The following is a 26,160-nucleotide window of genomic DNA, read 5'->3' as shown; positions in this document are numbered from 1 at the left end:
TATGCGAACCGCAATTTACGAACACTTTCATCCGGACGAACGGGAGTTTGTGGACCGGGCCTGGGAGTGGGTCGTTCATGCAAGTGAACATCATGAGCATAAGCTGACCGATTTTTTGGACCCGCGGCAGGCATTTATCCTTACCACGCTTGCCGCACGCCGTGACAATGTGCAGATTCGTCTGGACGGCGGATTCGACGGGGCGGAGCGCAAACGCGCTCTTGTCGCACCGGATTATGCTTACCTTGTTGATGAGGATATGGGCTTGACTGTGCTGAGTGTTACATCTGCCGATCAGAAGTTTGTACAGCTGGAGCATGGTGATTATATGGGAGCTATTCTGAATCTAGGCATGAAGCGTGCCAAAATTGGTGATATTCATGTGCTTGATGATGGGTGTCACACGGTAGTGGCTTCCGAAATTTCATCGTTTCTTGATACACAGCTCCATCAGGTACACCGTATACAGGTTATGACTGAGCTTCTTCCCATTTCGTCACTGCGGACGAAGGAGAACAAGCTGGAGCTGTCAGACCTTACGGTGGCTTCTTTACGTCTGGACGGAATTGCCAGTGATGTGTACCGGCTCAGCCGCAGCAAGATTCTGGTACCGATCAAAGCAGGCCGCTGCAGGGTGAACTGGAAGGTGGAGGAGAATCCGTCTGCTCCATTAAAAGAAGGGGATGTTATATCCCTGCAGGGTTTTGGGCGTTTTAAGGTGCTTGAACTGGATGGCATCACCAAAAAAGGACGTTATCGTCTCAAAATCGGCAAATTTGTATAAAGGTGCGGCAGGAATCGGGGAAGCCTTGTCGAAAATGTATGGTATTACAGCCATAATTTTAGGATGCTGAACTGATTTTTGCGATATACTGAAATCGTAAGCCGGACAAGCCGATAAACAGGGTATGTCTGAAGGCAGCTTAAGCTGCTGACGTTAACCTAAGACCGCACTTCCCCGTTCTAGGGGAAGTTTAATTTTATTGGAGGTGGACATTATGCCATTAACCCCGTTGGATATACATAATAAGGAGTTTGCCCGCCGTATCCGCGGATATGACGAGGACGAAGTCAACGAATTTCTGGACCAGGTTATCAAGGATTATGAAGGCATTATCCGTGAGAACAAGGAGCTGAACAATCAGCTCATGTCCGTGCAGGAGAAGCTGGACCATTTCGCGACCATCGAGGAGACGTTGAGCAAAACCATTATTGTGGCACAGGAAGCGGCTGACGATGTGAAGAACAATGCGAAAAAGGAAGCGCAGCTGATCGTGAAGGAAGCAGAGAAGAATGCAGACCGGATCGTGAATGATGCATTGTCCAAATCCCGCAAGATCGCACTGGAAGTGGAAGAGCTGAAGAAGCAGGCCTCTATCTACCGTGCGCGTTTCCGCACACTGGTGGAAGCGCAGCTGGAGCTGCTCAGCCAGGACGGCTGGGAAGCGCTGGAGAACCGGGAGCGCGAGGTCCAGGAACGCGAGCGGGAAATGCGTGAGATTTATTAACCCTCCGCATACCGCTGCTTGGTTGAACAGGGAAACAGGCCTACCCGGGGCATAGTTGACATTTATACAGGATAGGTATATAAATAAATATAAATGTTTTGTGTGTTATTATGAAAATATCATTCGATGATGGGACCTGTGTCATGAATTTGTTCCCCAGAGAGTTGGCGTTTGCTGAAAGCCAATGTTCAGACCATGATGAAATATCTTCCCGGAGAAGTGAGCCGAAGCGTCCAACGAGACGTGTGTAAGTGTCACCGTGTGCCGAACGTTATACCGGCTCCCTGTTGTAGTTGGGCAGGGTAATGAGAGTCGCTGCTTGATCTTTCTGCTGACAGAAGGTGATGTGCGCGAAATCAGGGTGGTAACGCGAGATACAGTCTCGTCCCTTTTACAGGGACGGGACTTTTTTATTTTTCCATAATCCGCATGAACCATAAGATTGGATTGAAAGGAAGCTGAAATCATGAACCGAGTTGACGTCAGAGAGAAAGCGCGGGCGCGCGATCTGCGCATCCTGAACAAATGGAAGGAAGAAAATACGTTTGAGAGATCGATCCAGAACCGTGAAGGCAAACCTAACTTTGTTTTCTACGAAGGTCCGCCTACTGCGAACGGCAAACCCCATATCGGGCATGTGCTGGGCCGTGTTATCAAGGATTTTGTAGGACGTTATCAGACGATGAATGGGTACCGTGTTGTCCGCAAAGCAGGATGGGATACTCATGGTCTGCCGGTTGAGCTGGGCGTACAAAAGCAGCTGGGGATCTCTGGAAAACATGAGATTGAGGAATATGGCGTTGAGGAATTTATCAAGAAATGTAAAGCCAGTGTGTTCGAATATGAGAAGCAGTGGCGTGATCTGACAGAGGCGATCGGCTACTGGACCGATCTGGATCATCCATACGTAACACTGGAGAATGATTACATTGAGAGTGTATGGAACATTCTGGCAACCATTCATGACAAAGGTCTGCTGTATCGCGGACACCGCGTCAGCCCTTACTGCCCTTCCTGTCAAACGACATTAAGTTCACACGAAGTGGCTCAAGGCTACAAGGATGTCAAAGATCTGAGTGCAACAGCCAAGTTCAAGCTGCATGACAGCGGTGATTATATCCTGGCCTGGACAACGACACCTTGGACCCTTCCATCTCACGTGGCGTTGGCGGTAAATCCCGAAATGGACTATATTCGTGCTTCCCAGGACGGCGAAGTCTACATCGTGGCCAAGAACCTGGCAAGCAAAGTACTGAAAGAAGATCATGAAGTATTAGGTGAACTGAAGGGTGCTGAGCTGGTCGGTCAATCGTATACGCCGCCATTTAACTATGTAAAGGCTGAAAAAGCGAATATCGTCGTTGGCGCAGGCTTTGTAACGGATGCAAGCGGTACAGGTATCGTGCACATGGCGCCAGCTCATGGTGAGGATGACTACAGAGTGTGCCGTGAGAATGGCATCAGCTTCGTCAATGTGGTGAACGCACGGGGCAGCTATACAGATGAAGTGACTGATTTTGCTGGCCGATTCGTCAAGGATTGTGATGTGGATATCGTGAAAGCATTATCTGAAAAAGGCCTGCTGTACAGCAAAGAGAAGTATGAGCACAGCTATCCGTTCTGCTGGCGCTGCGATACACCTCTGCTCTATTATGCGATGGACAGCTGGTTTATCGAAACAACAGCGATTAAGAATCAGCTCATTGCCAACAACAATGGAGTAGAATGGTATCCGGGTCATATCCAGCAGGGACGTTTCGGTAAATTCCTTGAAGAGCTGGTGGATTGGAATATCAGCCGCAACCGTTACTGGGGAACGCCGCTGAATGTATGGATTTGCGAAGAGACGGGTGAACAGTTTGCTCCACACAGCATTGCCGAGCTTCGTTCCCGGGCGATTGGTGATGTGCCTGAAAATCTGGAACTGCACAAGCCTTATGTCGATGAGGTGAAAGTACTCAGCTCCTGCGGTAAATACGAAATGAAGCGGACGTCTGAAGTGATCGACGTATGGTTCGACAGCGGTTCTATGCCGTTTGCACAGCAGCACTATCCGTCCGAGAACAAAGAAACCTTTGATCAGCAGTTCCCTGCGGATATGATTGTGGAGGGGATTGATCAGACACGCGGCTGGTTCTACAGTCTCCTGGCGATCTCTACACTCTTTACGGGCAAAGCGCCTTATAAATCTGTCATGGCGACAGGTCATGTCCTGGATGAGCAGGGGCAAAAAATGTCCAAATCCAAAGGCAATGTCATTGATCCTTGGGAAGTCATCGATGAATTCGGTACCGATGCATTCCGCTGGGCACTTCTTGCAGATAGTGCGCCTTGGAACAGCAAACGTTTCTCTAAAGGGATTGTCGGCGAAGCCAAGTCGAAGGTCATTGATACGCTGGTAAATACGTATGCGTTTCTGGCCCTCTATGCGGATATTGACGGCTATAATCCGCAGCAGCATGAGTTCAAGGGCTCCAGCAGCAAGCTGGACCGCTGGATTTTGTCTCGTCTGAACAGCCTGATCGCATCGGTTCGTAAAGGTTTGGAAGTGAATGACTTCCTGAATGCGGCTAAAGGCATCGAGAGCTTCATTGATGAGCTGAGTAACTGGTACATCCGCCGTTCCCGTGACCGGTTCTGGGGCAGCGGTCTGACCGATGACAAACTGGAGGCATACGGCACTCTGACTCACGTCTTGCTCACTACAGCTACGTTGATGGCGCCGTTCACACCCATGCTGTCCGAAGATATTTTTGTTAACCTTGGCGGTGGTGAAAGCGTGCATCTGGCAGATTTCCCGCAGGCCGATGAATCCCTGATCGATCTGGCGCTGGAGCGGGATATGGAAACGGCTCGTCAAATCGTCGAATTGGCACGTAACGTCCGCAATGAAACAGGCATCAAGACCCGTCAGCCATTGTCCGAGCTGATCGTTTCGATTGATCATTCCTTTGATCTGCCAGGATATCAGGATATTATCAAGGAAGAGATTAACGTGAAGGAGATTGTCGTACAGAATGACGACAATGGCTTCGTGAACTTCTCCTTCAAGCTGAACCTGAAGCTCGCCGGGAAGAAATACGGCAAAAACGTCGGCTTCCTGCAAAACTTCTTTAAAGGCATGACACCGGAAGAAACACGTGCCGTGGTTGACAACGGTCAACTTAATGTAACTTCTCCGGAAGGTGAAGAGCTGCAGGTAACGACTGATGAGCTGTTGATCGAGAAGCAGGCAAAATCCGGCTTCGCGTCCGCTTCTGGTTACGGCCTGACGGTTGCACTGAACACGGAGATTACGCCGCAGCTGGAACAGGAAGGCTGGGTGCGTGAAGTCGTGCGTGCAGTACAGGACACTCGCAAAAAGCTGAACCTGCCGATTGAGAAGCGCGTTGTTCTTACATTGAGCGTAGACGATGAGCTTCGTGCAGCTGTGGAAGCCTTTGACTCGGTTCTCCGGGAGAACGTATTGGTTACAGATGTAACTTTCGGGGATCAGGAGCCAATGGAGAAAGTAGAATTGAACGGCAAGACGGTGGGTATCCATATTGCCGAATAAGTTCTGCAGGATAAACGCTGCCGGACAGTGACATAATAGGAGCACCAACTGAAAAACGAGCCACAGGCTGCGTATGATCCGCATGCCTTGGCTCGTTTGTATTTTCAGGAAACAGGGAAGGTGCCGTCTGAATGATAAGAAGGACAAAAGAAAGCTCCCCCAAAAATAATAAACCTGGCATGGCACGTCGTACTGTTAAGGCAGCGGCCCGACATATGGAGGGGGCCAACTTTGCTGAATATGCCCGGCTTATTAACAGCCCATGGCGGCTGATCTGGCTGAATCTGCTCGCAGGTACTGCGCGTGGGATCGGAATTGCGATCGGATTCACTTTTTTTGCAGCGACCATTATCTATATATTGCAGGTGCTGGGTGCCTTGAATCTTCCCATTATAGGCGATTACATTGCGGATATTGTCCGTATTGTTCAGCGTCAGCTTCAGCTGGATACGTACTAGCGCTTACTCGGTGTCTGTACTGTCCAGATCGGGAGAAGCATAATCCGGCTCCAGCAAGCCCATTCCTTCGCCGCTCTCCAGATAGTGACGGTATTGGCGGTTGCGGTAAACGGTAACCTGATCGCCGTATAGATCGTTGGCTACGAAGCTCTCGTACGGTTCAACGAAACCGTCCATTTCCTCGAAAGCTTCCTGATACATGACATCATAGCTGTCGATCTCGTTTCCTTCAGCCATGGCCGGCGTGTTAGAAGTACCCCAGCTCTCAACGATCTGCCAGGCATCTTCGCCGTCAAAACCATTCTGGCTGTCATGCTCGTCAAGGTTGGTGCGGCCGAAAGCAGGGGCCAGAAATTCTTCCTCCACCGGGCGGTTATTCGAAACTACGGTTTCGGGACTGCTTTCCTTGGTATAAATGGTGTACGGGACAGCTTTGAGTCGTTCAAAAGGAATAGGCTGATGCGTCTTGACACAGATGCCGTAAGTTCCCTGTTCGATATTGTGAAGCGCTGACTCTACCCGCTCCAGCATGAACTCATCATGCTCATTCAGCGAAATATCTTTTTCACGGTCGTACAGCTCGGTTGCAAGGTCTCCAGGATGGTTATCAATAGGGGAGAGCTCACCGGTCTGGAAGCGTAAAGAGTCGCTTAATCCGTAATTTTCGCTGTTATGGAGCCGTTCCTTGATGCCCTCGCGCATGGACTCCAGATCGGCTTTCAGTTCAGCCAGCTGTTGTGTGGTCAAATGGGACATGGTCATACTCCTTCCCCGCATGGCGGTGGTCTCATAGGTCTAGCTTGTACCGGGCAGGAGGATTTTAGCGGAGGTAAATCATATCAGGAATGGTTGCCCCCCATCCATGGACGGCGGATTTGGCGCTGTGCTACAATGGGAAAGTCTGTGAACATATAGCGGTTACGGAAAACAGAAACGGAGTGACGGTTACGGTGGTTTATTTTGTCATCGCATTGATTGTTTTTTTATTGGACCAGGGGGTAAAATACCTCATTGCCACACAGCTTGAACTGGGTGAACAAATTCCGGTGATCGGGCAGTTTTTTGTCATTACCTCTCATCGTAATCAGGGAGCAGCTTTCGGTATCCTGGAAGGACAGCGCTGGTTCTTTATCGTGATTACGATTGTGGTCGTGATCGCGATTGTATGGTATCTGCGTAAGACCAGCCGAAATGGACAAAAGCTGCTGTCGGTTGCGCTCAGTCTTGTTCTCGGCGGAGCTGTAGGTAACTTTTTGGACCGGGCGGTGTCCGGCAAGGTCGTGGATTTTGCACAATTTACATTCGGTACTTATGTATTTCCGATCTTTAATATTGCTGACTCTGCCATTGTGATCGGGGTGGCATTAATTATACTGGATACACTGCTTGATTCCCGGCGCCAGCAGCCTGAGCAAGTGAAGGAAAGTGAAGAGAGGAACGGATAGATATGGATCAAAGTCAGGCATCGGGACTGCCGTACGAAGAGAATGAAAATGAAATTCAGGAATGGGTTGTCACTTCTGAACATACGAAAGATCGCATTGATAAATATTTGACAGAATCCCTGGAGGAAGTGTCACGCTCCCAAATCCAGATTTGGATTACGGACGGGCATGCACTTGTCAATGGCTCGGTGGTCAAAGCCAATCATAAACTGGCGGAAGGCGACCGTATTACACTCCAAGTGCCTGAACCGGCTTCGGTTGAAATTGCGGCTGAGGATATCCCGCTTGAAGTGGTTTATGAAGACAAGGATGTCATAGTCGTGAACAAACCTCGCGGTATGGTTGTTCATCCTGCGCCAGGTCATACCTCCGGGACACTGGTCAATGCTTTGATGTATCACTGCAAGGATTTGTCAGGCATTAATGGCGAGCTTCGCCCAGGTATCGTACACCGGATTGATAAGGATACTTCAGGTCTGCTGATGGCTGCCAAAAACGACAAGGCGCATGCCTCCCTCGCTGCCCAGCTCAAGGATCACAGCGTAAATCGCCGCTATATTGCCCTCGTTCATGGCCATTTGAGCCACGATCAGGGAACTGTAGATGCACCAATCGGACGAGATGCCTCTGATCGCAAAATGTTCACGGTGACAGAGCGCAACAGTAAGCATGCAGTAACTCATTTCCTGGTCATGGAAAGATTGGGTGACTACACATTGCTGGAGCTCAAGCTTGAGACAGGGCGGACACATCAAATCCGTGTTCACATGAAATTTATTGGTCATCCTTTGGTCGGGGATCCTGTATACGGACGGAATAAAGGGATTCGTATGAATGGACAGGCGCTGCATGCAGCAACTCTCGGCTTTATACACCCGTCCACTGGCGAATATATGGAATTCAGCGCACCGCTGCCGGCAGATATGGAAGAGGTACTGGCCTCGCTCAGAAGCCGGTAAAATATTTTAAGAATCAATAACAGTTACCATACAGGTGACTGTTATTTTTTATAGTTTTTTGCTGGTTTAACTGCAGGTGATATAAATGCACAGGCATCAAAAGATCAGGAGAATATAGTATAACATCTCATAGAAGGAAGGAATGGTAATTCAAATGGCAATTCCTGTGCTGGATTATGCAGCCAGCGTCCCGGATAATACGTCCGGCGGCGCGGCGTCAGTAACCATTCCCCAGATTCCCACCCAGCTGCAGTTGTCAGACCTTGGGATTTTCATTCCCCAGGTAACTCCTGACATGAACACAGGCCGTGTGGTTTTGTCCGCAGATATCGGTCTTCAAGAGAGAGGACCGATATTTAATAATGCAGTCCAGCTGCATATTTACCGGGATGGTGTGGAAATTTTCAATACGATTGTAGGAACGCAGACGGTCAATGCCGTGCCTGCGGGAGCTCAGTATTTTTATGATGTGAGCTTCAGTACAATTGATCAAAACGTACCGCTTGGATTTCATGTATATCAACTGACTGTATCCGCTGTTATTTCCATCGCAGCCCAGTCGACGGTTCAGGTAGTTGGCCCCGTAACACTTAGCGGTTTGGCTATTCCATAAAATGATTGTGAAGGAGAGACGGTATGACGATTTCATTGCTTACAGCAGGGACAACGGTTCCTTCCCAGACAGCCTCCCAACTGCTGCCTATTACAGTTCCGCTGTCCCCGGTCAATCAGACTCTTGCCACAACGACAATTACACTGACGCCGGACAGCCCGACGAACAACCGTGTTCTTCTGGATTCAACCATTGGTGTAGCCGCCCAGTTGAATGTTCCCCAGGTGGTCGTGCGAATCTTCCGTAACAGTGTATTAATCTTCAGTTCCCAGCAGGGCCTGCAAAATGCAGCGGAACAGTTCTATACCATTAGAGCAGTAACAGCTGATTTTAATCTTGTACCAGGCACGTATACTTACACATTAACAATTGAGCGGCTTGCTGCTGGGACTCCGGCTGCTGTACAAGGCCCGATAACGTTAAGTGCTTTGGCGTTTGGTCCAATATTATGACGGTCTAAAGGAGGTGTAAAGAATGAGCAAGCAGCTGTTGGATTTTAAAGCCAGTGTACCGGCAAATCAGTTCGGAAGTATTACGCCGATTCCGCTCCCAATCACCCCAGGGGTTTTATTGGCGGACTTAGGAATTTTTATCGTACCACCGGTTCCCCAACCTAACCGGGTGGATCTGAAGGGAACCATCGGCTTGAATTCTATTACGGCAGCCAGTCCGACGGTCACCATCCGAATCTTCAGACTAAATGATAATACTGGACCCGGCGTGGAGATTTTCAATAAACGATTAACCGTGGAGGGGAGTGCGAATACAGAGTTAATCTACACAGCTTCGTTTAGCACAATTGATTTCAATGTGGCACCCACAAGCGGTTTTGTTGTATATCAATTATTTGCGGAGTCCTCAGCAGTGGGAACAGTTACCGTGGTTGGACCGGTTACCTTTACAGGTTTGGCAGTAGCTTTATAAATTCAATATTCATTCGCTTAGTAAAGGTCAGTCGTCTCTTCACTGGGAAGACGGGCTTTTTTTAGTCTATTGAAATAAATAAAAAAGTTAGTGTGGATAAATATGCGATATTATTGTATAATTATTAAAAATGCGATCTGGCCTCATAACAATACAGCAGGGTGTTGACAGGCGTCCTTCATTCTGTCATAATTTTCTTCAGACAATGATTATGTACAGTCATGATGAAGTGAGTGACAGACATGATCCTGAATAGCACCTTTAATTCAGTCCCGTGAGACTGGCAAGGTAACGTGAATGGTACACGATTTTGTGCACCCGCTGCGGCGGTGTGTATTTCGTGTGCCGGTGACTACAGCGTCAGAGGAAGTCTGACACTGGGAGACTCCTTGCCTTGGGCAAGGAGTCTTTTTTGTATCCTGGCAGGCTCACGGTACGGTGGACAACTCGAAGGAGGCCGGAAGCATGAGTATTGAAAGTCATATCATAATGGACGAAACGGCAATCCGCCGTGCATTGACCCGGATTGCGCATGAGATTGTAGAGAAGAACAAGGGGATTGAAGACATCCTCCTGATTGGAATCCGAACCCGCGGCGTATACCTGGCTGAGCGTGTCGCTTCCCGCATTGAAGCAATTGAAGGCATTAAGGTGCCATGGGGAGAGCTTGACGTTACGCCTTACCGAGATGACCGCATCGAGACGGCTGAGACAGACTGTGCCAAGCAGCTGAAGATGGCTAACGGTGAAGTGACCACCCGGGACAAGAAAATTATTTTGTTCGATGATGTGCTCTATACGGGAAGAACGATCCGCGCAGCGATGGATGCCCTGATGGACTGCGGCAGACCGAGAATGATTCAGCTTGCTGTACTGGCTGACAGAGGCCATCGGGAACTGCCGATCCGGCCCGATTATATAGGCAAGAACGTACCGACTTCCCGCTCGGAAGAGATTGAAGTTGCGCTCGCTGAGATGGATGGCAAGGATGAAGTGGTTATCATTCAGAATCGGGGTGATCAGGAATGATTACTGCCGCTAATTCCCTCAAAGAACGCAGCCTGTTGGGACTTAAGGATCTGAGCAGGCATGAGATCGAATCCATCCTGGACCGGGCCATGTACTGGGAATCCCAGAGCGAGAAGAGAACCCCGGTTCTGGAATCCAAATTTGTGGCTAACATGTTCTTCGAGAACAGCACACGTACACGCTTTTCTTTTGAAATGGCCCAGAAGCGGCTTGGCGCGCAGGTTCTTAACTTTGCGGCAGCCGCCTCCAGTGTGGCTAAGGGAGAATCTATCTACGACACGGTCCGGACCATCGAGTCCATGGGGATTGACGCAGGTGTCATTCGCCTGAAGCCGGCTGGTGTGCTGCAGCATCTGGCTGAGCATGTTCAGGTGCCGCTGATTAATGCGGGTGACGGTAACAACGAGCATCCGACACAGGCGCTGCTTGATTTGTTCACGATGCGCAAAGCTTTTGGCGAACTGAAAGGACTGAGCGTTTCCATTGTTGGTGATATCGTCCAGAGCCGTGTAGCCCGCTCGAACCTGTGGGCGCTGCAGAAATTCGGAGCTGATGTCCGATTCTGTGCACCTGCGAGCATGCAGGCTCCGGAGCTTGCAGAGCATGCTCCTTATGTAACGATGGAAGAAGCGCTTCAAGCCGATGTGGTTATGATGCTGAGAGTTCAGCTTGAGCGGCATGCCGAAGGGGTGCTGAAGTCGCCGGAGCAATATCGTGAGCAGTATGGCCTGACCGAGGAACGGGCAGCCAAGCTGAATAAAAATACGATTATTATGCACCCGGCACCGGTGAACCGGAATGTAGAGATAGATGATGCGGTTGTTGAAAGTCCGCAGTCAAGAATCTTTCCGCAAATGGTCAACGGGGTTCCGATCCGCATGGCGGTTATGGAACGGGCGATGAAGTAAGGCATACACGACGGTATAAGCAAATCGGATAATCAGAGCGGGGGAGCAGACTATGACACAATGGATTAAGAATGCGAGTGTATTGAACGAAGAAGGACAGCCGGAGAACAAATCGGTCTGGATCGTTAACGGTAAAATCAAAGGCATTTTCAAGGCAGGACAGGAGCCGGATATCGATACACTGGAGGAGCAGTCGGCAGCAGGCAAGACGCTTGAGATTACAGAGGCGGAAGGCAAGCTTCTCGTACCTGGCCTGATCGACATGCATGTGCATCTGCGGGAACCGGGATTTGAGCACAAGGAAACGATAGAAAGCGGATGCCGCTCTGCAGCCAAGGGCGGGTTCACCACGATCGCCTGCATGCCGAACACAAGACCGGTGACCGATAATCCGGATACGGTGCAGCTGGTATTGAACAAAGCTAAAGAAGCCAATGGTGTAAAAGTGCTTCCTTATGCGGCGATTACAAAAAATGAGCTTGGCCGTGAACTGACTGATTTTGAAGCGCTGAAATCTGCCGGAGCTATCGGTTTTACCGACGATGGTGTCGGGGTACAGAATGCGCAGATGATGAAGGATGCCATGCGGCGGGCGGCAGCGCTCGATATGCCCGTCATTGCACACTGCGAGGATGACTCCCTGGTGGAAGGTGCATTCGTGACTGAAGGTGAGTTTGCACGCAAGCTCGGCCTGAAAGGAATTCCGAATGAGTCGGAAGCGATTCATGTCGGCAGGGATATCCTGCTGGCTGAGGCCACGGGTGTTCATTACCATGTGTGCCATGTCAGTACAGAGCAATCGGTACGTCTGCTCCGCCAAGCCAAAGCGATTGGAATCAAGGTGACCGCTGAGGTATGCCCTCATCATCTCATTCTGTCGGACGAAGATATTCCGGGGCTGGATGCCAACTGGAAAATGAACCCGCCGCTGCGCTCGCCGCGCGATGTGGAAGCTTGTATTGAGGGGCTGCTGGACGGAACGCTCGACATGATCGTGACGGACCATGCACCGCACAGTGAAGAGGAGAAAGCTAAAGGCATGGAGCTTGCGCCATTCGGTATCGTTGGTTTTGAGACAGCTTTTCCGCTGCTCTACAGCAAATTCGTCGCAACCGGATTGTGGAGCCTGGACTTCCTTGTCGAGAAAATGACAGCCGCACCAGCCAGAGTGTTTCGCTTGAATATAGGCCTTCTTGAGGAAGGGGCACCTGCTGACCTGACGCTGATCGATCTAGATACCGTGAAGGCGGTAGATCCGCTGACCTTCGAAACGAAAGGACGCAATACGCCGTTCACAGGCTGGAAGCTTCAAGGATGGCCGGTCACGACATGGGTCGACGGTAAAATGATCTGGTCGGAAAACCTTCAATAATTAATAAATACGAATATAGATACAAAGCACGTAAACATAGAGGAGTGAATCGGGATGTTGCAGGCAAGATTGTTGCTTCAGGACGGAACGCTGTTCACCGGCCGCGCATTTGGCGCGGAAGGTGAGAAGACGGGTGAAGTCGTTTTTAATACGGGAATTACAGGCTATCAAGAGGTACTTACAGACCCTTCCTACTGCGGTCAAATTGTTACGATGACGTATCCGCTGATTGGAAACTACGGGATCTCCCGCGACGATTTTGAATCCATTCGGCCTTATGTGCACGGATTTGTGGTCCGCCGCCATGAGCCTGTTCCGAGCAACTGGCGTGCGCAGTACAGCGTCGATGACCTGCTCAAGGAATACGGCATCATCGGTATCAGTGACATTGATACACGAATGCTTACCCGCATCATCCGTCACCACGGCACCATGAAGGGCATTCTGACAACAGGAAACACACCTGTAGAAGAACTGCTGGAACAGATGAATGATACGACGATCGAAGAGCTTCGCAACCAGGTACCGATGACATCGACACCGCATATTTACAGCAGTCCGGGCAGCCGCGAACGCATCGTGCTGATCGACTATGGCGCGAAGAGCGGGATCCTGCGTGAACTGAACAAACGCGACTGTGACGTCGTCGTTGTTCCGCACGATACGACAGCGGATGAAATCCGCCGTCTGGCGCCGGACGGCATTCAGCTGTCCAACGGCCCTGGGGATCCGAAGGATGTCCCGCATGCGGTACAGACCGTTCGTGAACTGCTGGGCGAATACCCGATCTTCGGCATCTGCCTCGGCCATCAATTATTCGCGCTTGCAGCCGGTGCAGACACTGAGAAGCTGAAGTTCGGTCACCGCGGCGGCAATCATCCTGTCAAAGAGCTGGAGAGCGGACGCTGCTATATTACATCCCAGAACCATGGTTACACCGTGAACGAAGCTTCCATTCAGGGAACCGAGCTGGAAGTAACCCATATCAATAACAATGACAAGACCATTGAAGGATTGAAGCACAGCAAGTTTCCGGCATTCTCGGTGCAGTATCACCCGGAAGCGGCTCCGGGTCCGCAGGACAACAGCTACTTGTTCGACCGCTTCCTGGATATGATCCGGGAGCACAAGATCAATCATCCGAAACAGCCGCGCCAGGCGGAGTTTGCCTCAGCCGTGAAAGGGGAATTTTAATATGCCGAAAAACCATGACCTCAAGAAAATACTCGTAATCGGATCCGGTCCGATCGTAATCGGCCAGGCGGCTGAATTCGACTACGCCGGAACCCAGGCATGCCAGGCGCTGAAGGAAGAAGGCGTCGAGGTTGTTCTGATTAACAGCAACCCAGCCACCATTATGACAGATACGAATATGGCGGATAAAGTATATATCGAGCCGATTACACTCGACTTCGTGACCCAAATCATTCGCCAGGAACGTCCTGACGGCCTGCTGCCGACACTGGGCGGTCAGACAGGGTTGAATATGGCAGTTGAGCTGGCCCGTGCGGGTGTTCTTGAACGCGAGAACGTCAAGCTGCTCGGCACGCAGCTGACCTCCATTGAGAAAGCGGAGGATCGCGACTTGTTCCGCAATCTGATGCGAGAGCTGGAACAGCCGGTACCTGAAAGTGTCATCGTAACTACGCTTGAAGAATCCATTGCTTTCGCGAATGAGATCGGTTATCCGATCATCGTGCGTCCTGCGTATACCCTTGGCGGTACAGGAGGCGGTATCTGTGCCAATGAAGAAGAATTGCGGGAGATTGTGGCTTCCGGCCTGCGCTACAGCCCAATCGGACAGTGTCTGGTCGAGAAGAGCATTGCCGGCATGAAGGAAGTAGAATATGAAGTTATGCGTGACGGCAACGATAACTGTATCGTTGTCTGCAATATGGAGAATTTTGATCCGGTTGGCGTACATACGGGGGACAGCATCGTTATGGCACCGAGCCAGACACTGTCTGATCGTGAATATCAGATGCTGCGTTCCGCTTCGCTCAAAATCATCCGCGCCCTGAATATTGAAGGCGGATGTAACGTCCAGTTTGCTCTGGACCCGCACAGCTTCCAATATTATGTTATTGAGGTTAACCCACGTGTCAGCCGCTCTTCGGCCCTGGCATCCAAAGCGACAGGCTACCCGATTGCCAAAATGGCAGCCAAAATTGCGCTCGGGTATACACTGGATGAGATCGTCAATCCGGTTACCGGCCAGACTTACGCTTGCTTTGAACCAACACTCGACTATATTGTCAGCAAAATTCCACGCTGGCCTTTTGATAAATTTACACAAGCCAACCGCAAGCTGGGTACGCAGATGAAAGCCACTGGTGAGGTGATGGCAATTGGCCGGACCTTTGAGGAATCGCTCCACAAGGCTGTCCGCTCACTGGAGATCGGAACACATCGCCTGTATCTGAAAGAAGCAGAGCAGCTGGACCAGGAGACACTGGAGAAACGCCTGGTTCAGCCGGACGATGAGCGCCTGTTCCTGATTGCGGAATCATTCCGCAGAGGTTATACGCTGCAGCAAATCCAGGACCTGACGAAGGTGGACTGGTGGTTCCTGGACAAAATTGAATTCCTGATCGGCTTCGAAGCACGGATTCAGGAAGAAAACGAGCTGTCTTACGAGACGCTGTATCAGGCCAAACGCCTCGGCTTCACGGATCGTGCGATTGCCGAGCTGCGCAGCCAGAATGCAGCTGCAGCAGGCTATACCACGGAAAAGGAGATCCGCCGCCTGCGCGAAGAGAACAATCTGCGTCCGGTATACAAAATGGTAGATACCTGTGCAGCTGAGTTTGAAGCGACAACGCCGTATTATTACTCCACTTATGAAACCGAGAATGAAGTGATTGAATCCTCCAAGGAGAAAATCATTGTACTGGGCTCCGGACCGATCCGGATCGGCCAGGGCATCGAGTTCGACTACTCTACCGTGCATGCGGTATGGGCCATTCAAAAGGCAGGCTACGAAGCAGTCATCATCAATAACAATCCGGAAACGGTCTCCACGGACTTTAACACCTCGGACCGGCTTTACTTTGAACCGCTCTTCTTCGAGGACGTGATGAATGTCATCGAGCAGGAGAAACCGGTGGGTGTCATTGTTCAGTTCGGCGGACAGACCGCAATTAACCTGGCAGCACCGCTTAGTGCAGCAGGTGTGAACATTCTGGGCACCAGCCTGGAGAGCATTGATGAAGCTGAGAACCGCAAGAAATTTGAGCAGCTCCTGCAGCGGCTGAACATCGCCCAGCCTAAAGGCAGCACCGTAACGTCAGTAGATGATGCTGTCGGTACTGCTCAGGGACTCGGCTATCCGGTTCTCGTACGTCCTTCTTATGTGTTGGGCGGCCGTGCCATGGAGATCGTATATTCCGATCAGGAGCTGCTGAGCTACATGGAGCAGGCTGTCAAAATTAATCCGGAACATCCGGTTCTGATTGACCGATACATGCTCGGTAAGGAAGTGGAAGTGGATGCCATCAGTGATGGTGAAACAGTATTGATTCCGGGCATTATGGAGCATGTAGAACGCGCAGGTGTGCACTCCGGTGACTCCATAGCAGTCTATCCGCCGCAGCATCTGGCACAGGAATTGAAGGAGAAGATCGTCGAGATCACCATCAGCATTGCCAAAGAACTGAAAACAATCGGTCTGGTCAACATCCAGTTCGTTATTCATGAGAACCAAGTGTATGTGATTGAGGTCAATCCGCGCTCCTCGCGTACCGTACCTTTCCTGAGCAAGGTGACGAACCTGGCGATGGCCAACCTGGCGACGCAGGCGATCCTGGGTACGAAGCTGAAGGATCTCGGTTATGAGGATGGTCTGTGGCCGGAGAGCGAGCATGTATCTGTCAAAGTACCGGTATTCTCCTTCGCGAAGCTGCGCCGCGTTGAGCCGACCCTCGGTCCTGAAATGAAGTCGACAGGTGAAGTCATGGGACGTGATCCGCAATATGCTAAAGCTCTGTATAAAGGTCTGGTTGGAGCGGGAATGAAGATTCCTTCTACGGGAGCCATTATTGCAACGGTGGCTGATAAGGATAAGGAAGAAGCGACGGAACTGCTGCGTGGATTCTACAGACTGGGCTACAAAATCATCGCTACGGGCGGCACGGCGGAAGCGCTCAAGAAAGCCAATATTCCGGTGACTACCGTGCACAAATTAAGCGAAGGAGAGCCTAATATTTTGGACCTGATCCGTAAAGGTGAAGCAAACTTTGTCTTCAATACGCTGACCAAAGGTAAAACACCGGCACGGGACGGATTCCGTATCCGCCGCGAAGCCGTAGAGAATGGTGTAGTCTGCATGACTTCCCTCGATACGGTACGTGCACTGCTGAATATGCTGGAGACCATTAACTTCTCCTCTCAGGCCATGCCGGCAAGTATCTAATTAGCTGAATGCATTTGAACATGAAGGACATCCATCAGCCGTCAGGCCGGGGATGTCCTTTAAACAGGCCAAATTACCTGCTGTGATACAGAGTTAGACTGAAATTGGGAAGGAATGAGGACATGGAAGCAGCATATCAACAGATGGCCGGGCGCTTGATGATCGCTCTGGACGTTCCGGATGCAGAGCAGGCGCGTCAATTAATGCGTCAATTGGAGGGAATGCCCTGCTATATGAAGGTAGGAATGCAGCTGTTCTACAGCGCGGGTCCAGACCTTATAACTGAAATGAAAGCAATGGGATATTCCGTCTTCCTGGATCTCAAAATGCATGATATCCCGAATACCGTACGCGGAGGGGCTGGCAGTATTACCCGTCTTGGTGTGGACATGTTTAACGTTCATGCGGCAGGCGGAGTTAAAATGATGAAGGCAGCCCGTGAAGGGGCAGCTGAGGCAGCTGAGGCAGCTGGAATCTCTGTTCCGACCATGATTGCCGTAACCCAGCTTACAAGCACGGACCAGGCGACGATGAATAACGAAATCGGGATTGCAGGCACAGTGGAAGAGGCTGTGATCCGGTACGCCGGTTTGACCAAGCAGGCCGGACTCGATGGAGTGGTAGCTTCTCCGCTGGAGGTGGCGGCAATTCAGGCTGCATGCGGAACTGAATTTATCACCGTAACGCCGGGCATTCGTCCGCAAGGGAGCGAACAGGGAGACCAATCACGGGTAACCACACCCGGACAAGCCATTCGCGGCGGCAGCAGCTATATCGTCGTTGGGAGACCCATTACAGCAGCACCCCGTCCGCGGGAAGCCGCTGAACATATAATCAGGGAGATGATGAATCATGACAGCATCTAATACCATTGCAGCACAAATTGCAGCGAGCCTGCTCAAAATCCGGGCGGTAGCACTGCGCCCACAGCAGCCTTTTACATGGACTTCGGGAATTAAATCCCCGATCTATTGTGACAACCGTCTGACGATGTCTTTTCCCGAAGTGCGGGAGCTGATCGCAGAATCTTTTGCCACGGTGATCCGTGAGCAGTATCCGGAGACTCAGGTTATTGCAGGTACCGCGACTGCAGGGATTCCGCATGCGGCCTGGGTGGCCCAGAAGCTGAACCTGCCTATGGCGTATGTACGTGATAAAGCGAAAGGCCATGGAAAAGAAAATCAGATTGAAGGTGTCATTCAGCCGGGGAACAAGGTGATTGTCATTGAAGACCTGATCTCCACTGGCGGCAGCTCGCTCAAGGCGGCTCAGGCTGTACAGGCTGTAGGAGCAGAGCCGCTGGCCGTGCTGGCGATCTTCAGCTATCAGCTGGACCGGGCGGTAGAGGCTTTTGCGGAGGCTGGAATTCCTCTGGACAGCTTGTCCAACTACACGGCACTCATGGAAGTGGCGCTGCAGGAGGGAACGATCCAGGAGAACGAGCTGGAGCTGCTGCAATCGTGGCGGAAGGACCCGTCCAGCTACGGAAACTAAACAAGCGATACCCTTGTACCAGGCCGGGCGTAAGTCCGGCTTGTTTGTCTTGTCTCTTATGGGAATAGGCAAAAGAGAAAAGCAAAACCCCCTTGCCGGGAGCAAGGGGGTTTGATGCTAATTCTAGAATGGGCCCTACAGGACTCGAACCTGTGACCAATCGGTTATGAGCCGACCGCTCTAACCAACTGAGCTAAGGGCCCTTACATGACCTATTCATCTTATAATGGCTGCAAGAGAAATTGGTTGCGGGGGCAGGATTTGAACCTGCGGCCTTCGGGTTATGAGCCCGACGAGCTACCGAGCTGCTCCACCCCGCGTCATTAGAAATTAAAACAGCGACATGAAATAATATACAATATTTTTATCACTCTTGTCAAGCAGGTTAGCAAAAGTAATCTCCTTTGCATGCTGATACTTCAGGGGATAAAACGGACACCGTATCTTCCTCTGCGTGAACGGTACACCTCCACCATTCGCGGGTCATCAAAGCCATAAATCCACCCGTCCTCTTCCAGCCGTTTGGCCAGGCATCCCGCTTGAAATTTGGTCAGGTACAGTTTGCTGAAGTAGACCCAATGCATGCTTTTAGCTCCTTGTTTCGGAATGATAGCTGTATTGTTTCCAGTACAGGGCTATTTTAGCCGGACAGGTTGCCGGAATTTGCAAATTGTCGTAGTGTTAACAAATGGTAATTATGGAGACGACTTTAATATAAAGGGAAGGGAGGCAGCTTATCATACTTATTTTATTTGTTGTGGTGGTAGCTTTTTTCTTCATGTATTTCTTCATGGAGGGAATGAACCCAAAGATTGAAAAGGGATATTCTGTTATGGCTTCGATCTGTTTTGCACTACTGGCTGGACTGCTTAGCTACGGGATTATGAGTGGAAGCTAGAGAAGGGATGAGGCGAATGAACATTAAGCTGGTTCGAGCGGAAGAGTCAGATGCGGAGCTGATTCACAGCATGCAGATCCGTACCTTCCAGCCGCTGCTGGAGATATATCAGGATATGGATACGAACCCGGCAAATGAGAGCATAGAACGTACTATAGCTAGAATCAGGCGCGAGGATGGGGGATATTATTTGATTCTGAGTGAAGGGCAGCCGGCAGGCGCAGTCTGTGTCTATGATAAAGCTCAGACTGCCTCCTCCTATTGGATCAGTCCGATCTTCATTATCAGCGAATATCAGGGCAAAGGGATTGCCCAGGCTGCACTCTCCATGCTGGAGGAACGGTTTCCCAAGGTTCGTGACTGGAACCTGGCAACGATTGCGGAGGAGAAGCGGAACTGCCATTTATATGAGAAGATGGGTTACCAGCGTACGGGTGAACCGAAGCCAATCAACCATAGGGCTTCGCTCGTATTCTATGTGAAGAGGAAACGATGATGAAAAAAACGTTTTGGATACTCATCAGCGTTATCCTGATTTTAAGTTCCACGCTTGCTTATATGCTGTTGAATCAGTATCAGCCCGGGAAGCATACTGGCAGTCAGGTATTCTCATCCATATGGACGAGCAGGATTACAGGCGGGTGAATGAGATGTATGAGCGTTACCAGCAGCGGCATGGAGATCATTTGATGATCATACTGCCAGCTGTCGACAGCTGTCCGACCATTTATAACCTGAGCTCGAATGGCAGGCAGATCGATTGGAGTGTGGATGAGAGCAGAGATATATACAGCGGCGGTGATGTGAAAGTACATAAATATAGCTGCAGCCGCATGAACAAGGATCAGACAGAGTCCAGGATTACATTCTCGGTGTCAGGCTGTGCAGGGTACTCCCCGGATGAGAAGCTGGGAGGTATTACTTTCACGATTCACAAAAAAAACCGCCCGAGGGCGGCAGAATCTTCTCTTCAATCTTTTTCGTTATCCAGAAACCACAGCGGGTCATCGTTATCGACTTCCCCATTGTAATTAATCAGAATTTCTTCGCCGGCCTTAATGTCCGTGTAAGCGAAAAAATCAAAAGAGTGCTTGTCGAAACGGATATCATATTCCGCATTAGGTGTATAGGAGTGGTTAAACAAGCTTCCATAGCCTAACACAATGGCGGTATGATTGGCGCCATAGGAGAAGGCATAGTCATCCAGAATGGTTTTCTCAATATGCTCATGATCTTCGTTCGGGTACGGAATAACAGGTGCACTGTGAAACAGCGTGCCTTTCGGGATATCCTGAACGGCAAATACGCCGCGGTTAAACTCGCCATTGCTAAGATTGGAAATTTTGATTTCGATCATACTGTCACCTGCGCGATCTTTAGTCTATGGATCATGTCGTACGTGTCCATTATAAAAGTGTAACAGTCACCCGGAGAAACAGCAAGCCATTTGCGTCTCGTGTTGAAGCGTTAGAAGACTCTTTAAATTGAATTGAAGTACTCCCAAATCTAATAAACCATTGAAAGGGTCTGCTGTATCGTGAATTGGAAAAATTGGAACGCCACCAGGATTTATATTTTAATGAGCTTTGGCATGTCGCTGGCGAATGCCACCATGTTCACTACATATGCCGTCTATCAGGTGATTTCGCTTGGTCTGACACCGCTGCAGCTGCTGCTGATTGGTGCGGTTCTGGAAGGGACGGTGCTGCTCTTCGAGGGGATCACAGGCATAATCGCAGATGTATACAGCCGCCGTCTGTCTGTGATTATAGGAGTGTTCGTGCTGGGCTTTGGTTTTGTTCTGGAAGGCAGCGCGATTTGGCTCGGGGAATCGATTCCGCTGCTCAGCGCTTTCGTGTGGCTGCTCCTGTCCCAGGTGTTCTTCGGCATTGGGCATACCTTTGTCAGCGGGGCGGATACGGCCTGGATTGTGGATGAAGTGGGAGAAGAACGGATCGGACCGGTTTTTATGAAGGCCAAACGATATGGCTTGATCGGCACCCTGATCGGGATTGTGCTCAGCGTCGGACTCTCCATGTTGATTACGAACCTACCTTACCTGATTGGCGGCCTGATGTATGTGGTTCTCGGCGTGCTGCTTGTTTTTGGTATGAAAGAGACGGCATTTGTCCGTCCTGAAGCAGCCTCAAAAAAGACCCATTGGCGGCATATGCGGCAAACCTGGTTGAGCGGGGCCGGTGTAATCCGCCGTCAGCCTGTGCTGCTGCTGATCTTGCTGGCCACTTTATTTGGCGGCGCGGCAGCTGAAGGGTACGACCGGCTGTGGCAGGCCCATTTGATTCAGGGCATCGGCTTTCCGGAACATATTCCGCTCACAGCAGCAGGCTGGCTGGGGCTGTTCGCATTAGCTTCCACTCTGATTGGGCTGGTTATCATGTGGATTACGGAACAGAAGCTTGATATTGATAACAAACGTACAGCCATGTTTGGGTTGATTTTGCTCCTGCTCCTGCGGATCGGTGCGATCGTGCTGCTGGTGGCAGCCCCTGATTTTGCATGGGCAGTCACGGCGGTGCTGCTGCTTGATCTGGTTATGATCCTTAACGAACCGATCTACAATACGTGGTTAAATTATAATATCCAGGGCAGAACACGGGCGACCGTGCTGTCCATGCTCAGCCAGAGCGATGCGCTGGGACAAACGGCTGGCGGAGCGGCCATAGGCTGGATTGGCAGCCGGTTCTCGCTGCGTGCTTCATTGGTGGCGGCAGCGATGCTGCTGACACCTGTATTAGCGGTATACAGCAGGATTTGGACAAGAGATCGCCAACCGCCTTCCAGCAGGTCTGCAGATATGTAAAGAGAGCCTCATTTTCATGCCGTTTGCAGCAGGACCACTTTTTTCTGTTTTTCCGACAGGGAATGTCATGTATAATAAGGGTCAATACAGTCCGGTTTAGATGAGAAAGTGAGCGAACAACGATGAATGCCAGTACCTTTAATGAAATATACAGTATTATGGAAGAAGCTTTCCCGCCATCAGAGACGCGAACCCGTGAAGGACAGCAGATGCTGCTGGATCATCCCTACTATCAGTTATTGACCGAATGCGATGAGACTGGAAAGGTTGCCGGTTTCCTGGCGGGCTGGGATTTCCCGTCTTTTCGTTTCGTAGAACATCTGGCGGTTAACTCGCAATTAAGAGGGAGAGGCATGGGGCAGAAGCTGCTGACTTGCTTCATGGAGAATGCCGGGAAGCCGATTATACTGGAAGTGGAGCCTGCAACGGATGAGATTACTTCACGCCGGATTAGCTTCTACAAGCGGCTCGGCTTTCACGTGAATGCTATGGGCTATGTCCAGCCGCCGCTGCGTGAGGATCAGCCGGAACTGCCGCTGCTGATCATGAGCTATCCGATACCGCTGAACGAAGAGGAGTTCGCACCGCTGCGAGAGACTTTATATTCCGAAGTGTACAAACTCAGCAGCATGGAGCATGTAGAATTAATAGGTTAAACCTGTATCGGAACTTGCTCTTCAGAAATTCATTCATGGTGCCCCTTGGATCTCCTTGGGGCTTTTGATGTGTATCTCTATGTATTTTTCTGCTTAAAGATCTTTGTTGTACCCGAAGATCTGTTGAGCCGATTTAGAATACGATAAGGAATGGAACCGAGGCATAGGCCTGCGCATATTTATGTATAAATTATGATTTATCTATGCGGAGGGTGTTATATGAGTATTCAACATTCAGAAAACCAGTACCCCATTCTTTATCAGGCTGACCCCAGTGCGGTTACCACATTAAAATCAGTCCGGGACCGGATTCATCACATTTGCAGGACATATGTAAACCGCACCGTGCGTATTCAAACGTTAGATGGTTATATTTACGAAGGCGTTATTGTGCAGTGCGACAGCGGTCATGTATATTTAAGAATTCCCAGTGTCTCAGGGCAGCGCGCTTTATTCGGACCAAGTTCATTTTATGCCAGTCAGGAACAGATCCTTACTTTAGTGCTGTTTGAGCTGCTCGTCATCGTGTTACTGTCCTAGATAGGCCTTAAGAACCTTCTTGATTTATTGATTGCTTTAATAATTTCACAAATCTGGCTTTGGAATGGCGAAGATTTCTGTTTTACCTGACACGGGTTGAGTATGATGAGGTATCAGAATATCGTTGGAGTGGTCCGTTTTGGTTCATGTCCTCCAATCCCAACCCTCTGCTGAAATGAAATTTAAACGTATCTGTTTCTAGGAGCCTACAGCCATGTAAGCTCCTTTTGTTATATTTTTAGATCCAAAAAGTAGCCAGTACAATGACCAAGAGAATGTAAAGAACCAGGATAGTAGTTGTAGATGTTCCTAAACCCAAAACATTACATTGACTCATAAAATCGGCCCCTTTCCTGATTAATGTTTACACCGCATTCTACGCCTGCAGATAAAAAACGATTGGACTAAAGGCCAGGAATATGTACATTTTCTTGTATCACACCTCAAAGCGGGCGCCATCAACTGCTTGAGAACGGAGATCAGTTCGAGCACAGTGCTTTGTAATGCGGTTGTTGATATCAGATATCGGAATAGAATATAAGCTGAATGAACAGATGACTTTTAACCCGTCAGGAAGATACAGCTTTTAGCAGAAAAATTATGTGATATTATTAGAGTAGTACCGAGAGGGGAGAAGAGTATGGAGCATGAAAACACGGGTGAAGGGCACCGTCCATTCTCCAGCCCGGCGGATGCCCAGGGAGTGAAAGCACATTATGATACTAATCTGGGGCAGCGCCAGCATAACGGCGTTAACGGCTTCTTGCGTGAAGCATCCAATTTGCTGATTATGGTCGGCGTGCTTGGCTTGATTTTTGTAATTACACGATGGTTCTAAACAAACAGCCCCTGCTGACTGTAAAGTGCAGCGGGGGCTGTTTTATGTTTTTTATAGACTATTTGGCCACATGAGCCGTTACTTTTTTGGTGGTCACCAGCTTGCCGTCCGGACCATAGGCGCGGACCGTGATGGTAAGGGTTTTACCCCGATAAGGGGCGAAATTAACGGTGGCTTTCCATGGGGCTTGTGAAGCTGTTCCCACGACCTTGCCGCCAATGTCATACGTTACTTTGGATAGCGTTGGAGACCAGCTTTTCACGTAACCATTCAGTTTGACGGTTTCAGCAGGGACGGCTGCAGCAGCCACGCTGCGGTAGCTGACCTTCGAGGAATCGCCTACGCTGCTGAGGTAATAAGCATCGGCTACGCCCTGCTTGTAAGCCTGCAGAAGCTTGTTGTTCGCCGACAGCTGGTAGTATTTAATCCGGTCCGTCTTGTCTGCATTACTGTCAAACCAGAATACGGCTTTGACCTGAGGGTAGAGCAGCGGAAGACTGGCATACAGTTCACGGGTACGGTAGACGGCCCAGTCGGTCTTGTCCTGCTTCTTCTCGGGATACATATACGATACGCCGCCTTCTGTAATCATGATCGGTTTGCGGGCGGCATACCAATTGTAGATGCTGTTCAGCTTGCCAATATGACTGCTGCGGTCCTGACCCTGCTTGAGCGGGTCGCCTGATGGATTGAAGATGGAATACAGGCTGACTCCTACCCAATCGACATAAGCATCGCCTGGATAATAGGACTGGATGGTGCCTTCCGGTTCGCTTCCCGGTGCCCATACCATTGCGACATTGTCAGGGGCATACTTGTGGAACGCATTCGCGACGATGCGGAATTTTTGAATGTACTGTGCTGGCGTTGTATACCAAGGCACCCATTTGCCGTTCATTTCATTGGCAAAACGGAAGAAAATGGGGATTCCGGCTGCGCCGGCATCCTTGGCGAGCTGCTGGAGATAGGCGTCGTCTTTGACATCGTTGATGTTATACGGCTGCATGCCGATCTCAAGCGCGGTTCCGCTCTCCTTGGCTTTTTTGATATAGTTCCCCAGGGAAGAGAGTGAAGAGCCATACGTCATATACGCAAGATAGCCGGCATGTTTTTTGCCTGTCAGCTTGGGGAAACCTTCTGTATAAAAAGGCCGTTGGACGACAGGATCACGTTCAGCATAGGCACCAATATACGCTCCGTTCACCGGTTCCAGCACAGACAGCTTGCGTGCAGGAGTTGGAACAACACTTGTCTCAAAGAACAGCTGGGCTGAGCTGCGCAGCGTGTCTGCTTTTACTTTGACGGCAAGGCTGTTGATGGACTGTCCCGCTTTGGCATAATACAGCGACTCCTGATCCCAGTTCTCTACCGCTTCATCATACTGCTTCAGCTTGGCGTAATCATCGCCGATTCTGCGATACATCTGGCCGGCATTGCCATAGTCCTTCTCCCGGATAAATTCGGGGATAATGGATTTGTATTTGGCAATGGCTGCTGCGTAACTGCCTTTGGCATCCAGCCGCTGTGCTTCCTTGTAGACCGTCCACTTGCTTGCAGCGGAGGCACCGGTCGGCAGGATCAGCGAGGATATTCCCACAACCGCTGCGGTCAGCAGGGTCAGGGCTTTCGTACTCCATTTCAATCTCGGCATTTCTCTAACGCTCCTTTATGTATGTACGGGGACCAGCCTGCTGGCTGCATCCCGCTATATATATATCGGGTGTGCTGGG

The 26,160-nt window shown here is 50.3% G+C and carries 26 protein-coding genes and 2 tRNA genes; 22 read left to right on the top strand and 6 right to left on the bottom strand.

The annotated features are described in order from the left end of the window. Window position 1 precedes the first annotated feature (1 nt). The 4 genes from Q5741_RS03075 to Q5741_RS03060 all read left to right on the top strand — a co-directional run bounded on the left by Q5741_RS03075 (window position 2) and on the right by Q5741_RS03060 (window position 5,522). Window positions 2-784, top strand: a complete 783-nt coding sequence (locus Q5741_RS03075; protein ID WP_305022558.1) for a YlmH family RNA-binding protein — start codon at window positions 2-4, stop codon at window positions 782-784. 214 nt (window positions 785-998) lie between these two features. Continuing rightward, window positions 999-1,508 carry a DivIVA domain-containing protein gene (locus Q5741_RS03070; RefSeq protein WP_305022557.1) on the top strand — a complete coding sequence of 170 codons (510 nt, stop codon included), beginning with the start codon at window positions 999-1,001 and terminating at the stop codon, window positions 1,506-1,508. 466 nt (window positions 1,509-1,974) lie between these two features. Then, window positions 1,975-5,064 carry an isoleucine--tRNA ligase gene (gene ileS / locus Q5741_RS03065; protein ID WP_305022556.1) on the top strand — a complete coding sequence of 1,030 codons (3,090 nt, stop codon included), beginning with the start codon at window positions 1,975-1,977 and terminating at the stop codon, window positions 5,062-5,064. 179 nt (window positions 5,065-5,243) lie between these two features. Next, the gene (locus Q5741_RS03060) at window positions 5,244-5,522 is read left to right on the top strand and encodes a DUF5665 domain-containing protein (RefSeq protein ID WP_305022555.1); all 279 of its coding nucleotides are present in this window, start codon (window positions 5,244-5,246) and stop codon (window positions 5,520-5,522) included. A gap of 3 nt (window positions 5,523-5,525) precedes the next feature. Here the strand turns inward: Q5741_RS03060 and Q5741_RS03055 are convergent, their stop codons facing one another. Then, a complete protein-coding gene (locus Q5741_RS03055; protein WP_305022554.1) occupies window positions 5,526-6,278 on the bottom strand; it encodes a TraR/DksA C4-type zinc finger protein in 753 nt (250 codons plus the stop codon). Between the two features lie 194 nt (window positions 6,279-6,472). Here Q5741_RS03055 and lspA point away from each other — a divergent pair, with 194 nt between their 5' ends. The 12 genes from lspA to pyrE all read left to right on the top strand — a co-directional run bounded on the left by lspA (window position 6,473) and on the right by pyrE (window position 18,677). After that, window positions 6,473-6,967 (top strand): signal peptidase II, encoded by a 495-nt coding sequence (gene lspA / locus Q5741_RS03050; protein WP_305022730.1) that lies wholly within the window; start codon window positions 6,473-6,475, stop codon window positions 6,965-6,967. 2 nt (window positions 6,968-6,969) lie between these two features. Continuing rightward, entirely contained in the window at window positions 6,970-7,926 is a 957-nt protein-coding gene (locus tag Q5741_RS03045; RefSeq protein WP_305022553.1) for an RluA family pseudouridine synthase, read from the top strand. Between the two features lie 142 nt (window positions 7,927-8,068). Continuing rightward, complete coding sequence (locus Q5741_RS03040; RefSeq protein WP_305022552.1) at window positions 8,069-8,539, top strand: hypothetical protein; 471 nt, start codon at window positions 8,069-8,071, stop codon at window positions 8,537-8,539. 23 nt (window positions 8,540-8,562) lie between these two features. Continuing rightward, entirely contained in the window at window positions 8,563-8,991 is a 429-nt protein-coding gene (locus tag Q5741_RS03035) for an exosporium protein C (protein WP_305022551.1), read from the top strand. Between the two features lie 22 nt (window positions 8,992-9,013). Then, window positions 9,014-9,463: a hypothetical protein gene (locus tag Q5741_RS03030; protein WP_305022550.1), complete on the top strand. Its 450-nt coding sequence runs from the start codon at window positions 9,014-9,016 to the stop codon at window positions 9,461-9,463. A 465-nt stretch (window positions 9,464-9,928) separates the two neighbouring features. Then, on the top strand, window positions 9,929-10,492 hold the full coding sequence (gene pyrR, locus Q5741_RS03025; RefSeq protein ID WP_305022549.1) for a bifunctional pyr operon transcriptional regulator/uracil phosphoribosyltransferase PyrR: 564 nt from the start codon (window positions 9,929-9,931) through the stop codon (window positions 10,490-10,492). Continuing rightward, window positions 10,489-11,400 carry an aspartate carbamoyltransferase catalytic subunit gene (locus tag Q5741_RS03020; RefSeq protein WP_305022548.1) on the top strand — a complete coding sequence of 304 codons (912 nt, stop codon included), beginning with the start codon at window positions 10,489-10,491 and terminating at the stop codon, window positions 11,398-11,400. The genes pyrR and Q5741_RS03020 overlap by 4 nt, the downstream gene beginning before the upstream one ends. Window positions 11,401-11,452: 52 nt before the next feature. After that, entirely contained in the window at window positions 11,453-12,772 is a 1,320-nt protein-coding gene (locus Q5741_RS03015; RefSeq protein ID WP_305022547.1) for a dihydroorotase, read from the top strand. A gap of 57 nt (window positions 12,773-12,829) precedes the next feature. Beyond that, entirely contained in the window at window positions 12,830-13,966 is a 1,137-nt protein-coding gene (gene carA / locus Q5741_RS03010) for a glutamine-hydrolyzing carbamoyl-phosphate synthase small subunit (RefSeq protein ID WP_305022729.1), read from the top strand. Window position 13,967: 1 nt separating this feature from the next. Beyond that, window positions 13,968-17,183 carry a carbamoyl-phosphate synthase large subunit gene (gene carB, locus Q5741_RS03005; RefSeq protein WP_305022546.1) on the top strand — a complete coding sequence of 1,072 codons (3,216 nt, stop codon included), beginning with the start codon at window positions 13,968-13,970 and terminating at the stop codon, window positions 17,181-17,183. Window positions 17,184-17,305: 122 nt separating this feature from the next. Then, window positions 17,306-18,049, top strand: coding sequence for an orotidine-5'-phosphate decarboxylase (gene pyrF / locus Q5741_RS03000; protein WP_305022545.1), 744 nt, complete (start codon window positions 17,306-17,308; stop codon window positions 18,047-18,049). Next, entirely contained in the window at window positions 18,036-18,677 is a 642-nt protein-coding gene (gene pyrE / locus Q5741_RS02995; protein WP_305022544.1) for an orotate phosphoribosyltransferase, read from the top strand. Before pyrF ends, pyrE begins: the two co-directional genes overlap by 14 nt. 129 nt (window positions 18,678-18,806) lie before the next feature. Here the strand turns inward: pyrE and Q5741_RS02990 are convergent. From Q5741_RS02990 to Q5741_RS02980, 3 genes are all read right to left on the bottom strand, one after another. Further along, window positions 18,807-18,880: transfer RNA gene (locus Q5741_RS02990), tRNA-Ile, on the bottom strand. A gap of 40 nt (window positions 18,881-18,920) precedes the next feature. Next, window positions 18,921-18,997 (bottom strand) — tRNA-Met (locus Q5741_RS02985). Window positions 18,998-19,096: 99 nt separating this feature from the next. Beyond that, the gene (locus Q5741_RS02980; RefSeq protein WP_305022543.1) at window positions 19,097-19,261 is read right to left on the bottom strand and encodes a hypothetical protein; all 165 of its coding nucleotides are present in this window, start codon (window positions 19,259-19,261) and stop codon (window positions 19,097-19,099) included. A 330-nt stretch (window positions 19,262-19,591) separates the two neighbouring features. On the opposite strand from Q5741_RS02980, the gene Q5741_RS02975 reads away from it, so the two are divergent. Continuing rightward, entirely contained in the window at window positions 19,592-20,071 is a 480-nt protein-coding gene (locus tag Q5741_RS02975; RefSeq protein WP_305022542.1) for a GNAT family N-acetyltransferase, read from the top strand. Between the two features lie 121 nt (window positions 20,072-20,192). Beyond that, window positions 20,193-20,606 (top strand): DUF4362 domain-containing protein, encoded by a 414-nt coding sequence (locus tag Q5741_RS02970; protein ID WP_305022541.1) that lies wholly within the window; start codon window positions 20,193-20,195, stop codon window positions 20,604-20,606. Here the strand turns inward: Q5741_RS02970 and Q5741_RS02965 are convergent. Continuing rightward, entirely contained in the window at window positions 20,546-20,932 is a 387-nt protein-coding gene (locus Q5741_RS02965; RefSeq protein WP_305022540.1) for an SET domain-containing protein, read from the bottom strand. The genes Q5741_RS02970 and Q5741_RS02965 overlap by 61 nt on opposite strands. A 222-nt stretch (window positions 20,933-21,154) precedes the next feature. On the opposite strand from Q5741_RS02965, the gene Q5741_RS02960 reads away from it, so the two are divergent. The 4 genes from Q5741_RS02960 to Q5741_RS02945 all read left to right on the top strand — a co-directional run bounded on the left by Q5741_RS02960 (window position 21,155) and on the right by Q5741_RS02945 (window position 24,430). Next, window positions 21,155-22,396, top strand: coding sequence for an MFS transporter (locus Q5741_RS02960; protein WP_305022539.1), 1,242 nt, complete (start codon window positions 21,155-21,157; stop codon window positions 22,394-22,396). A 122-nt stretch (window positions 22,397-22,518) separates the two neighbouring features. Beyond that, the gene (locus Q5741_RS02955) at window positions 22,519-23,052 is read left to right on the top strand and encodes a GNAT family N-acetyltransferase (RefSeq protein WP_305022538.1); all 534 of its coding nucleotides are present in this window, start codon (window positions 22,519-22,521) and stop codon (window positions 23,050-23,052) included. A gap of 219 nt (window positions 23,053-23,271) precedes the next feature. Next, window positions 23,272-23,592, top strand: a complete 321-nt coding sequence (locus Q5741_RS02950) for a hypothetical protein (RefSeq protein WP_305022537.1) — start codon at window positions 23,272-23,274, stop codon at window positions 23,590-23,592. A 640-nt stretch (window positions 23,593-24,232) separates the two neighbouring features. Then, on the top strand, window positions 24,233-24,430 hold the full coding sequence (locus Q5741_RS02945) for a hypothetical protein (RefSeq protein ID WP_305022536.1): 198 nt from the start codon (window positions 24,233-24,235) through the stop codon (window positions 24,428-24,430). 58 nt (window positions 24,431-24,488) lie between these two features. On the opposite strand, the gene Q5741_RS02940 is transcribed toward Q5741_RS02945, so the two are convergent. Next, window positions 24,489-26,081, bottom strand: coding sequence for a glycosyl hydrolase (locus Q5741_RS02940; RefSeq protein WP_305022535.1), 1,593 nt, complete (start codon window positions 26,079-26,081; stop codon window positions 24,489-24,491). Between the last annotated feature and the right edge of the window lie 79 nt (window positions 26,082-26,160).

It is taken from the genome of Paenibacillus lacisoli, assembly GCF_030580655.1.
GTDB lineage: Bacteria > Bacillota > Bacilli > Paenibacillales > Paenibacillaceae > Paenibacillus > Paenibacillus lacisoli.
This window is presented reverse-complemented; position numbering and strand designations above follow the sequence as displayed.

Excerpts from the sequence above, each read along its gene's own strand:
- Q5741_RS03075 (WP_305022558.1), top strand. The coding sequence starts at position 2 with ATGCGAACCGCAATTTACGAACACTTTCATCCGGACGAACGGGAGTTT.
- Q5741_RS03070 (WP_305022557.1), top strand. The coding sequence starts at position 999 with ATGCCATTAACCCCGTTGGATATACATAATAAGGAGTTTGCCCGCCGT.
- ileS (WP_305022556.1), top strand. The coding sequence starts at position 1,975 with ATGAACCGAGTTGACGTCAGAGAGAAAGCGCGGGCGCGCGATCTGCGC.
- Q5741_RS03060 (WP_305022555.1), top strand. The coding sequence starts at position 5,244 with ATGGCACGTCGTACTGTTAAGGCAGCGGCCCGACATATGGAGGGGGCC.
- Q5741_RS03055 (WP_305022554.1), bottom strand. The coding sequence starts at position 6,278 with ATGTCCCATTTGACCACACAACAGCTGGCTGAACTGAAAGCCGATCTG.
- Q5741_RS03045 (WP_305022553.1), top strand. The coding sequence starts at position 6,970 with ATGGATCAAAGTCAGGCATCGGGACTGCCGTACGAAGAGAATGAAAAT.
- Q5741_RS03040 (WP_305022552.1), top strand. The coding sequence starts at position 8,069 with ATGGTAATTCAAATGGCAATTCCTGTGCTGGATTATGCAGCCAGCGTC.
- Q5741_RS03035 (WP_305022551.1), top strand. The coding sequence starts at position 8,563 with ATGACGATTTCATTGCTTACAGCAGGGACAACGGTTCCTTCCCAGACA.
- Q5741_RS03030 (WP_305022550.1), top strand. The coding sequence starts at position 9,014 with ATGAGCAAGCAGCTGTTGGATTTTAAAGCCAGTGTACCGGCAAATCAG.
- pyrR (WP_305022549.1), top strand. The coding sequence starts at position 9,929 with ATGAGTATTGAAAGTCATATCATAATGGACGAAACGGCAATCCGCCGT.
- Q5741_RS03020 (WP_305022548.1), top strand. The coding sequence starts at position 10,489 with ATGATTACTGCCGCTAATTCCCTCAAAGAACGCAGCCTGTTGGGACTT.
- Q5741_RS03015 (WP_305022547.1), top strand. The coding sequence starts at position 11,453 with ATGACACAATGGATTAAGAATGCGAGTGTATTGAACGAAGAAGGACAG.
- carB (WP_305022546.1), top strand. The coding sequence starts at position 13,968 with ATGCCGAAAAACCATGACCTCAAGAAAATACTCGTAATCGGATCCGGT.
- pyrF (WP_305022545.1), top strand. The coding sequence starts at position 17,306 with ATGGAAGCAGCATATCAACAGATGGCCGGGCGCTTGATGATCGCTCTG.
- pyrE (WP_305022544.1), top strand. The coding sequence starts at position 18,036 with ATGACAGCATCTAATACCATTGCAGCACAAATTGCAGCGAGCCTGCTC.
- Q5741_RS02980 (WP_305022543.1), bottom strand. The coding sequence starts at position 19,261 with ATGCATTGGGTCTACTTCAGCAAACTGTACCTGACCAAATTTCAAGCG.
- Q5741_RS02975 (WP_305022542.1), top strand. The coding sequence starts at position 19,592 with ATGAACATTAAGCTGGTTCGAGCGGAAGAGTCAGATGCGGAGCTGATT.
- Q5741_RS02970 (WP_305022541.1), top strand. The coding sequence starts at position 20,193 with ATGGACGAGCAGGATTACAGGCGGGTGAATGAGATGTATGAGCGTTAC.
- Q5741_RS02965 (WP_305022540.1), bottom strand. The coding sequence starts at position 20,932 with ATGATCGAAATCAAAATTTCCAATCTTAGCAATGGCGAGTTTAACCGC.
- Q5741_RS02960 (WP_305022539.1), top strand. The coding sequence starts at position 21,155 with ATGAGCTTTGGCATGTCGCTGGCGAATGCCACCATGTTCACTACATAT.
- Q5741_RS02955 (WP_305022538.1), top strand. The coding sequence starts at position 22,519 with ATGAATGCCAGTACCTTTAATGAAATATACAGTATTATGGAAGAAGCT.
- Q5741_RS02950 (WP_305022537.1), top strand. The coding sequence starts at position 23,272 with ATGAGTATTCAACATTCAGAAAACCAGTACCCCATTCTTTATCAGGCT.
- Q5741_RS02945 (WP_305022536.1), top strand. The coding sequence starts at position 24,233 with ATGGAGCATGAAAACACGGGTGAAGGGCACCGTCCATTCTCCAGCCCG.
- Q5741_RS02940 (WP_305022535.1), bottom strand. The coding sequence starts at position 26,081 with ATGCCGAGATTGAAATGGAGTACGAAAGCCCTGACCCTGCTGACCGCA.